Source organism: Catenulispora rubra, from assembly GCF_015356825.1.
Classification (GTDB): Bacteria; Actinomycetota; Actinomycetes; order Streptomycetales; family Catenulisporaceae; genus Catenulispora; species Catenulispora rubra.
In genome coordinates this window covers 1-1294 of the sequence record NZ_JAACYW010000628.1, presented here as the reverse complement: position 1 = coordinate 1294, position 1294 = coordinate 1, and the positions used below count along the sequence as shown (strand labels likewise).

Sequence of the window (1294 nt, the reverse complement as noted above, 5' to 3'; positions counted from 1 at the left end):
GCTTTGAGCTGGGGGGCGGGTCTGAGCCGCCTGCTGCTGGGGTCGCCGAGAGCCGCACGACGTGGCGCGGCGCTTTGGCGACGTGGGCCCGCTCGTATCGTGAGGTGCTGGCGGCGCATCCGAACGTGGTCCCGGCCTTGGCCCGCGGCTCGGGACGGCGTCCGGCCCAGCTCCACATCGCCGACGCGGTCTTCGGCGGCCTGGTCGACGCGGGCTGGCCACGCCGCGAGGCAACGAGCATCGGCGCCCTGATGCGCTCGCTGGTGATCGGCTCGGCGCTGGGTTCGTTCGCGGCGAGCTTCCCGGCCGACGCGTCCGTCTACGAGGGCGTCTACCCGCACCTGGACCAGGCGCACCTGCTCGCCGAGCGCCAACGGGAGATCGACGACCGGGCGTTCGAGGTCGGACTCTCGGCCGTACTCGACGGGCTGGAGATGCGCTTCGCGGCGCTGCGTGCCGACACACCAGGCGGCGCACGGGCCTAGCCGCACTCGCGCCCCAGACCCGGCGCCGACGCTTGTGAACTCGTGCACCGCCACGACCCGCCAGCGATTTCGCCAACCAGGTTCCCCGCACGCGCCGCTTCCGGCATGCTTCGCGCTGTGGCGGTCACAGACAACGCGGCGACCGGCGGTGCCGACCCCAGCGGGCAACCGCCGGACGCCCTCATAGAGGCGACAACCGCGCTGCTCTCAGCGGTCACCGCCATCACCCTCCCCCTGGACCTCGCCACGGCCGAACCGGCCCGCCGCGCCCGCACGGAGATCGAGCACATCCTCACCGCGGCGGTCCTCCCAAGACTCCGCACCCCGGACGCGCCACTCCTGTGCGCCCTCGCCGGACCGACCGGCGTCGGCAAGTCAACGCTGCTGAACGCCCTGGCCGGCACGACCGTGTCGGCGACGGGTCCGCTGCGGCCGACGACGCGGACGCCGGTGTTGGTGTGCAACCCGGCGGACTTGGGCGACGCGGGGTTGGGGGAGGCGCGCGCGGACGGCACTGATGAGGCGGAAGAACCGCGCGGCCGGGGTGGTGGGAGCGAAGCCGCGGCGGGCGAGAGTGCCCTGGCTGATGGCGACGACGCGGACGCGGGCGAGCCAGGTGCCGGGGCGGCGGAGAGCGTAGTGCCCGCGCCGACGTCGGCAGTACAGCCGGTTTCAGTCGAGAACGCTCAGCCTGCGGAGCAGCGCGCGCTTGCCGAAGTGCCGGAGCAGCCGGTGTTGACGGCGGGACAGCTGTCAGCGGACGGATCAGCGCCGGCAGCCGACACGATGTCAGCCGACCTGATACCAGC

General features: G+C 73.4%; 2 protein-coding genes. Both read left to right on the top strand.

Annotated elements, in window-relative coordinates; translation table 11 throughout:
• The coding region (locus GWK61_RS54640; protein ID WP_194922299.1) for a TetR/AcrR family transcriptional regulator C-terminal domain-containing protein at window positions 1-485 on the top strand (485 nt) is incomplete at its 5' end.
• A 117-nt stretch (window positions 486-602) separates the two neighbouring features.
• Window positions 603-1294, top strand: a 692-nt coding sequence (locus GWK61_RS54635; protein ID WP_323748210.1) for a GTPase, incomplete at its 3' end; no start/stop codon positions are given.